This window comes from Gammaproteobacteria bacterium (genome assembly GCA_003696665.1).
GTDB lineage: Bacteria > Pseudomonadota > Gammaproteobacteria > Enterobacterales.
The window spans coordinates 1-8,584 of record RFGJ01000594.1; the positions used below are offsets into that span (position 1 = coordinate 1).

Sequence of the window (8,584 nt, forward strand, 5' to 3'; positions counted from 1 at the left end):
ACCTTTCCCTGGTGTAAAATTATCGGCAAGAGCCGTTTATAAAAAGCCATTTGGCCTTTTGAGCGCGGGTAAAGTCGATGAAGTTTTGTTGGTGAATACCTCGGGGTTTGTCCAAGAAGGCACCATCTCTAATCTGATTTGCCATCTGGATGGTCGGTGGAAAACACCCCGTTTAGGTCGGTTTGGTGTCGCGGGATTGGCTCGGAAATGGATAATTCGATGTATTGAAACTGTTGGGGAATGCGTAGAATTAGATGAACAGATCGATTTGGCCTGTTTGCAGCGTGCCGATGGCGTTTGGCTCGTGAATTCTGTGCGTGGCGCCGTGCCAATTGGTGCTATCGACGCTATGCCAATTGAAATTAACAGGGATAAGACTAAACAGCTGAGATTATGGCTCAAAACACTTACCGGATAGGCAGATTGTTGGGCTGGGCACTGGTTACTATTGTGGTTGCCACCATCAGTTTCGCCATTTACGTCTACCAATACTGGCATCAACCCATTGCTAGCCAGATGACACTTGAAGTGGGGCAAGGAGACACTGGACTCACCATCGCAAAGTCTTTGAAGGCGCCAAGATCAGTACTTGATGAATGGGTGATAAAAGTCGGTTTGAGGGTTTTCCCGTTGGTACCATTGGCTGGAGAATACGGGCTGGCGCGCGGCACGACTTTGTACGAGAGAATGCAGAAAATCGCACGCGGTGAGGTCGTTAAGCATCATATCACCATACCGCCTGGCCTCACGTGGAAGCAGATTGTTGGACTCATCTCCAGTGATACTCGAATCATTCAGGATTTTGTGCCAAGTCCGGAGCAGCTTGGTCTGGCGCACTACGATTCACCAGAGGGATGGTTTTACCCGGATACTTATCAGTTTTCGAAGCCATACCGGGCGAGCCAGCTGATTCGGCGTGCGGTGCAAAGGATGAAGCGCCAGCTCAGCCGTGCATGGGACATGCGGGATAAAAGCCTGCCGCTGAAAGACCCTTATGAAATGCTAATATTGGCGAGCATCGTTGAAAAAGAAACGGGACGAGATGACGAACGGGCTAAAGTGGCAGGTGTTTTTATTGCAAGAATCCGAAAAGGCATGCGCTTGCAAAGCGATCCAACCGTGATTTACGGACTTGGCGAGCAGTTTGATGGCGATCTGCGTAAAGCCGATTTGCAACGGGATACGCCTTATAACACATATCGTCGACATGGCTTGCCGCCGACCCCAATTGCCTGTCCAGATTATAAGTCTCTGCTTGCCGTGGCACAGCCGGACATTGATGGCTCGTTATATTTTGTGGCTGATGGCAATGGCGGGCATGTTTTCGCTAAGACGTTGGATGAACATAATAAAAACGTTCGGAAATACCAATTGAGGAAATGACGTGACAGGTAAATTTATCACTATTGAGGGCAGCGAAGGTGCTGGGAAATCGACTGCAATCAATTATTTAAGAGATAATCTTAAAGTCAATAGAAAAGTGGTATTCACTCGTGAGCCGGGGGGCACGCCGTTAGCCGAGAAAATCAGGGAAGTGTTACTCTGTCCGGCTGAGGAAACAGTGTGGCCAGAGACCGAATTGCTCTTGCTGTACGCTGCACGAGTGCAGCATTGGCGAGAAAAGATTCAGCCCGCTTTGCGGCAAGGCGCTATCGTGGTATGCGATCGATTTACCGATGCGACATTGGCCTATCAAGGATATGGGCGTGGTGTCGATCTGGCGCGTATTCGACAGTTGGATACTTGGGCACTTCAGGGTGTCCAACCAGATGTCACATTTTATCTTGATGTCCCGATTGAGATTGGCTTGGAACGCATCACCAATCGTGCCGGAGGCCCCGATCGATTCGAGCGTGAGCAACGGGCTTTTTTCGAAAAAGTTCGGGCCGGTTATCTGTCGCTGGCAGAACAGTCAGCGGGCCGTATTCAGGTCATTGATGCGACTCGGCCTGTACACGTTGTGTGCGAAGATTTGCTCCTCAGAATGAAACAGGTGCTTGGCGATGAGTGAGATTTCGCCGTGGCTAGCTGCCCCGTATGAAACACTTCTTAGGTGGCAGGCGAACAACCGTTTGCCCCAGTCTGCAATATTGCTCGGTGGTTGGGAGGCTCACTGTATTCACGAGTTGATCGGTGCCTTCCTCAAGCATGCTTTTTGTCAGACCCAGAACGCTTGTGGGCAGTGCCAATCATGCCAGTGGGTCAATTCTGTGCAGCATCCAGATTGGCTGATAGTGCAGGGGACAGGCAAGCTTGGTGATATTGGGGTCGAACAAGTTCGGGAGGTCGTGCCATTATTGCAGTCACAACCCACGCATGCACCGTTCCGTCTCATTTGCATCGCCGATGCGCATCGAATGACCGAGTCAGCAGCCAATGCGTTATTGAAAGTGCTTGAAGAGCCTCCCAACCGGACCTATTGGTTTTTGGTCACTGAAACGCCATCTCGTTTACTGGCGACAATCCGTAGTCGTTGCGTGACACTTGATTGCCGAGGCGATAATGATACAATCGAAGGTTGGTTGTCGGCGCAGACAAATGTCGACAAGTCCGTATGCCGACTTGCGCTTGATCTGTCGGGCACTCCGACCAAGGCGTTGGCGCTTTTGACCGCTGATACCCGCTTCCAACTCGTGATTGACAATTTCGTAGTCCTAGATAGCCAAAAATCTCTGGATTGGCTGGATGAGCTGATGGGGCGTTATGGTTCAGAATTCTGCCTTTCCGCCATGGCTTTGGGCTTAAGACGGTATGCGGACAGGATAACGAACGAACAGCTCGATGTGTTGACGCGTCTTTGGTGGCACTTTTCGACAAAAATTCAGATCACTGAAGGTGAACGAGCGCGCCAATTACTGCACGAACTCTGGATTCGCTGGCAAACTGAATTGGCCAAGCCGTAATGGCTGAGGTAAACTTCAAACGAGGAAGCGCTGGTGGGGTGAGCATTGATGACTGACAAAACTGGAGTGGCAGCGTCCGGGCTTGGACGCAACATGATGCAGGTCAATATCAGAAACAAAAGTGTACTGTATGCCTCGTACATGCCTTTTCTCAAAAATGGCGGATTGTTTATCTCCACACCCAAGTATGAAAAATATAAGCTCGGTGATGAAGTATTCTTGGTGATCAACTTATTTGATGAAGAAAAATTACCGGTTGCTGGCAAGGTGGTGTGGATTACGCCGCGTGGCTCCGGGCGAGCGGCAGGCGTTGGCATCCAGTTTGGTGAAATCGACAAAGGTAAGACAAGAAGCCGCATTGAGACACATCTGGCGGGCACATTGAACTCTGACCGCCCGACCCACACCATGTAGTCGATAGAAATCGTATGCCTACTTTGACCGATTCCCATTGTCATTTGAGTCAGCTCGCTGAGCGAGGGCAGTCCGTGCCCGATGTCCTTGCGCGTGCTCAAGCGGCGGGTGTAAATAAAGTGTTATGCATTGCGACAAGCGTCGAAGACGCGCGCTTGATTACGCAATATCGACAGTCTGGACGCGTTTGGCTGACTGCCGGGATTCATCCGCTCAGCGATGATGAGCCGTCCGATGTGACAGCGATTCGGTCACTGCTTGAGACAGGCGACTATCACGCGATCGGCGAGACAGGATTGGATTATTACTATGCCAAAACGGCTGCTGAGCGCGCTCGTCAACGAACACTGTTTGAAGCGCACGTTGCGCTGGCGGAAGAGTCGGGATTGCCACTGATCATCCATTGTCGTCAGGCCGCGGAAGACATCCTCGCGGTTCTCTCGGAAGCGCAGTTGTCCGAGGCGCAAAGCATCATTCACTGTTTTAGTGAAGACGCCAAGACAGCTGAATTATTTCTAGAGCGTGGATGTGTACTTTCCTATTCCGGCATCGCCACGTTCAAAAACGCCGACAACGTGCGTGAAGCCGTCCATGTCACGCCCCTGGACAGGATGCTTATTGAAACGGACAGCCCGTATTTGGCGCCAGTGCCCCATCGGGGACGTGTCAATGAGCCAGCTTATGTGGTCGAGGTCGCCAAAAAAATCGCCGAGCTGCGGCAAATGCCGTTCGACATGGTGGCTACGATAACCAGCGCTAATTTTGATCGAATTTTCAAAATCTCAGAACACGAATTGACATAAAAAAATCCCGGCACCTTCACTGGCACCGGGTTAGGGGAAACATGGTAGGGAGACAGTCAAACATCGTCACTTGTCTATAACGAATAGTCGATCTTGCTCGAATTTCAAGTCGAATCTTCACTTTTTTCTCTTTCGTCGGTACGGGGAGTTGTGTTATCGGGATCGAGTACCACGCCATCTTCCCAAGGCAATTCGGAATACAGTCCGACCTGGGTCATCGGCAGCGGGGGAAATTTCAACACCTCAAAATAAGGCGAGTAGTCGAAATCCGCTGGCGTGTACAATTTTGGGTTGCGGGCCTTGAGCCGGATAGAACCATCATTTGCTTTAAAGATGTGGGGCAGAATAGGAAAACGAACTGCGGAAAACGCAGAGGCAATGAGGGTAGAGCATACGGTCTTGGTATGCTTGCCGGCATGCACTTCGAATAACGTGGAACGCCATCGCCGAGGGACGAGCGCCCAAGGGAGCAGAAATCGAGCGAGATCGAGCAATTGGCGGAAGTCATATTCAGTGCCAAGCGCATCAACCGCATATTGAATCACGCGTTGAGTGTCGTCCTTGGTGATGCCCTTTGGACGGCATATCCGAAGATTATCCCCAGCATATTGCTCAAGTGGGTTGAGCACTGTGCCTTGTCCGAGTAATCCTTCTAGCACCAAGGGCGCTTGTGGCGATCCAGACCAATAACGCATCAACTGTTCGTACAAGGGCGTCCCGTAATAGGTCGCTGGGGCACCTATAAAGAGTGCGCTATGCGTCCAACGGCTTTGCGTGATGACACGAATGACTTCAGAGATGCGAGTGCGTCCTTCGACGAGCACAACATCGCCTGGGCGAATGTCGGCTAGCAACTGGCTAAAATTGACGGGTGGTAATTCGGACCGTGGGTGTTCATGGTTGAGCCAGTTGGTGATGGCTTGTTTGAGTCGCTTGATCACAATTCCCCTAAAATGCTCCGATCTCTTGATTCAGTTATAGAATACTACCGCAGCCTATGCCAAAATGCCCATCCTCAAATTACCAATGAATGTTAGGCAATTAACAGGACAATTGTATGAGTAAGCAAAGACTGCCGTTATCGATTTGGGACGATATATTTTTGTTAAACGACCAGCTCACGGAAGAAGAACGCATGATCCGTGACAGCGCCCATCAATACGCCCAGGACAAATTGATGCCGCGCATATTGGAAGCCAATCGAAAAGAACATTTTGATCCGGACATCATGCGCGAAATGGGCGAAATGGGTCTACTTGGCGTGACCATCGACGGTTATGGCTGCGTCGGGGCCTCCTATGTCGCTTATGGACTGGTGGCACGTGAAATTGAGCGCGTGGATTCTGGCTACCGTTCGGCAATGAGCGTTCAGTCAAGTTTGGTCATGTATCCTATTTATGCCTACGGAACCGATGCCCAAAAGGAAAAATATCTGCCCAAATTAGCGACCGGCGAGTGGATTGGCTGTTTCGGTTTGACAGAGCCCGATGCAGGCTCGGATCCAGCAAGCATGAAAAGCCGTGCGTACAAGGTGGATGGCGGCTATCGCTTGACAGGTAACAAAATGTGGATCACAAATTCACCCATCGCAGATGTTTTTGTGGTGTGGGCGAAAGATGATGCGGGTGACATTCGTGGATTCATCCTTGAAAAAGGGATGAAAGGGTTGTCTGCGCCGAAAATTGAAGGCAAATTCAGCTTGCGTGCCTCGATCACTGGTGAGATTGTCATGGATGAGGTTTTTGTCCCAGAAGAAAATGTATTCCCTGAAATCAAGGGACTTCGCGGACCATTTGGTTGTTTAAACCGTGCACGTTATGGCATTGCTTGGGGCGCTTTGGGCGCTGCTGAGTTTTGCTGGCATGCGGCACGCCAGTACACTTTGGATCGTAAGCAATTTGGTCGCCCGCTGGCCCAAACCCAGCTGGTCCAGAAGAAATTGGCGGATATGCAAACTGAAATTGCCTTGGGATTGCAGGGCGCGCTGCGTGCTGGACGACTTATGGACGAAGGGCGGTTTGAGCCGGAGATGATCTCACTCATCAAGCGTAACTCCTGTGGAAAAGCCCTAGAGATAGCACGTATGGCGCGTGACATGCATGGTGGGAATGGAATTTCTGATGAGTTTCATGTCATCCGTCATGTGATGAATCTCGAGGCCGTGAATACTTATGAGGGAACGCATGACATTCATGCACTCATCCTCGGGAGAGCGCAAACTGGTTTGCAAGCGTTTTGCTAGGCTCAGCATTGGCAGGCGGGATTTGCTACGTTCGGCGAGTCCCGCCCGATAAAATGCTTGATTTGAAGGCAGCATCAAGTAAGCTCACGGTATATAGCTAAGCGAACAAATCACCAATGAACCGTTTCAATTCGATCGTACTGTTTCTGTTTCTGACCTTCACATTTGGGGTGCATGCCGCTTCGGACAAGCTGGCGAGTCTCGTTAAGTCGGTGGAATCCAAAGTCATCACCGAGACAGATCTAAAACCTTTGCAACCGACTCGTCATCAACGGTTGGCTGCCCGCATTGCTAAAGATTTATTGGCCTTTTATCACTATCGAAGAGACTTGCGTTTTGACGACAATTTTTCGAAACAGGTCTATCGCCGCTACCTTGATTCGCTTGACCCCGCCAAAGTTTATTTGCGACAAAGTGATCTTGATGACTTCGCCAAGTATCAGACAGCGTTCGATAATGCGTTAACGAAAGGCGAACTCACGCCTGTGTTCACCATTTTTGATGCATTCCGTGAGCGGTGGGTGGAACGTTATAACTACGCGATCAAACTGTTGGATGGGAAATTTGATTTTACGCGTGATGAAGAGTTTCTGTTCGACAGGGAAAACGCCACGTGGCCTGCTGATCGAAGTGAGCAGAATGAGCTTTGGCGGCTACGTGTAAAAAATGATCTCATTGGATTGCTCCTTGCTGACAAAACGGAAACCCAAGCCAAAGATTTGCTGCGTAAGCGTTATAAGGCAGCGTTACGGCGCATGGCTCAAACCGATGAAGCGGATGTTTTTCGTCAATTTATGAATGTCGCCACATCGACCATCGAACCGCATACCGCCTATTTTTCCCCGCGTGTGGCTGAAAATTTCAATATCGAAATGTCCTTGTCACTTGAGGGAATTGGCGCGGTGCTGCAAACCGAGGACGTATACACCAAGGTGGTTCGTTTGGTTCCAGGTGGGCCCGCAGATCGAAGCGAACAATTACGTCCCGGTGATATGATTGTTGGCGTCGCACAAGATGACGAGGAAATGATTGATGTTATAGGTTGGCGTCTGGATGATGTGGTTGATCTCATTCGCGGCAAGGCCGGGACTAAAGTTCGCCTTGAGATCCTGCCCAAGGGGGCAGGGCCGGATGCACCGACGCGCCAAGTGGTGATTGTTCGAGAAAAAATCAAACTAGAAGATCAGGCCGCACGCAAAAAGGTCTTGGAACTGACCATTGATGGGCAAAAGCATCGCTTTGGTGTGATTACGTTACCGATTTTCTATATTGACTTTGAGGCCTACTACCGAGGCAATCCGAACTACAAAAGTACAACCCGCGATGTCAGAAAGTTATTAAGGGAACTTAAGAAAGAAAAGGTAGAGGGCATTATTATTGACCTTCGGGGCAATGGTGGTGGTTCGCTGGCAGAAGCAACACAGCTGACAGGGCTTTTCATTGATCAAGGTCCGGTAGTGCAGGAAGAGGATGCTAGTCGGAAAGTGCGGGTGTTGCGAGATGATGACAGGAGCGTAGAGTGGGACGGACCACTTGTTGTGATGGTCAATCGCTTTAGTGCTTCAGCGTCGGAAATTTTCGCAGCGGCGATTCAAGATTACCGGCGTGGGTTGGTGATCGGCAGCACGACGTTCGGTAAGGGAACGGTGCAACAAATTCAGGATTTGGACCGGTGGAATCCAGATCCGAAAGCGGGCAGTTTAGGACAACTTAAATATACCGTGGCACGCTTTTACCGTGTCAATGGTGACAGCACTCAATTACGAGGGGTGACGCCAGATATACGTTTGCCAGCTCTGGTAGATGTAAAAGAGTTTGGCGAGGCCGCATTGGAGAATCCGTTGCCGTGGGCCAAAATAAATGCTGCGGCGTTCAAGCCGTTTGAACTCAATGTAGATCTCAAGCAATTGCAAGCAATGAGTGATCAACGTGTAGCCGCGTCGAAGGACTATCAAATATTGTTGGAGGAATATCGACTTGGACGCCAATATGGCGAGGAGAAAATTGTCTCGCTTAATTTGGAGAAACGTCGTGCGCAGCGTAACCAAATTCAACAGCAGGAATTGGCGCTATTGAACAAGAAGCGCCAGTTGTTAGGCCTTCCGCCGTTAAAAAATATTGAAGATCACAGCAATTCGGACGATAAGAAGTTGGAAGACTTTGACCCAGAATTGAAGGAGGCCGCTCATATACTGAGCGATTTCATGAATGCGCTCGCACAC

At 50.1% G+C, this 8,584-nt stretch carries 9 protein-coding genes; 8 read left to right on the top strand and 1 reads right to left on the bottom strand.

The features are described from left to right. From D6694_14405 to D6694_14430, 6 genes are all read left to right on the top strand, one after another. The coding region (locus D6694_14405) for a hypothetical protein (protein RMH35831.1) at positions 1-418 on the top strand (418 nt) is incomplete at its 5' end. Next, a complete protein-coding gene (gene mltG / locus D6694_14410) occupies positions 394-1,383 on the top strand; it encodes an endolytic transglycosylase MltG (protein ID RMH35832.1) in 990 nt (329 codons plus the stop codon). The genes D6694_14405 and mltG, both read left to right, overlap by 25 nt. Position 1,384: 1 nt before the next feature. Next, complete coding sequence (locus D6694_14415) at positions 1,385-2,011, top strand: dTMP kinase (GenBank protein RMH35833.1); 627 nt, start codon at positions 1,385-1,387, stop codon at positions 2,009-2,011. Next, the gene (locus tag D6694_14420; GenBank protein RMH35834.1) at positions 2,004-2,903 is read left to right on the top strand and encodes a hypothetical protein; all 900 of its coding nucleotides are present in this window, start codon (positions 2,004-2,006) and stop codon (positions 2,901-2,903) included. The genes D6694_14415 and D6694_14420 overlap by 8 nt, the downstream gene beginning before the upstream one ends. A 48-nt stretch (positions 2,904-2,951) precedes the next feature. Then, positions 2,952-3,317, top strand: a complete 366-nt coding sequence (locus D6694_14425; protein RMH35835.1) for a pilus assembly protein PilZ — start codon at positions 2,952-2,954, stop codon at positions 3,315-3,317. 14 nt (positions 3,318-3,331) lie between these two features. Continuing rightward, entirely contained in the window at positions 3,332-4,120 is a 789-nt protein-coding gene (locus D6694_14430) for a TatD family deoxyribonuclease (protein ID RMH35836.1), read from the top strand. A 104-nt stretch (positions 4,121-4,224) separates the two neighbouring features. Here the strand turns inward: D6694_14430 and D6694_14435 are convergent, their stop codons facing one another. Then, positions 4,225-5,091, bottom strand: coding sequence for a hypothetical protein (locus D6694_14435; protein ID RMH35837.1), 867 nt, complete (start codon positions 5,089-5,091; stop codon positions 4,225-4,227). An 86-nt stretch (positions 5,092-5,177) separates the two neighbouring features. Between D6694_14435 and D6694_14440 the strand changes: the two genes are divergently transcribed. Then, the gene (locus tag D6694_14440; protein RMH35838.1) at positions 5,178-6,362 is read left to right on the top strand and encodes an acyl-CoA dehydrogenase; all 1,185 of its coding nucleotides are present in this window, start codon (positions 5,178-5,180) and stop codon (positions 6,360-6,362) included. Between the two features lie 116 nt (positions 6,363-6,478). Beyond that, positions 6,479-8,584: tail-specific protease (locus D6694_14445; GenBank protein RMH35839.1), on the top strand; the 2,106-nt coding region annotated here is incomplete at its 3' end.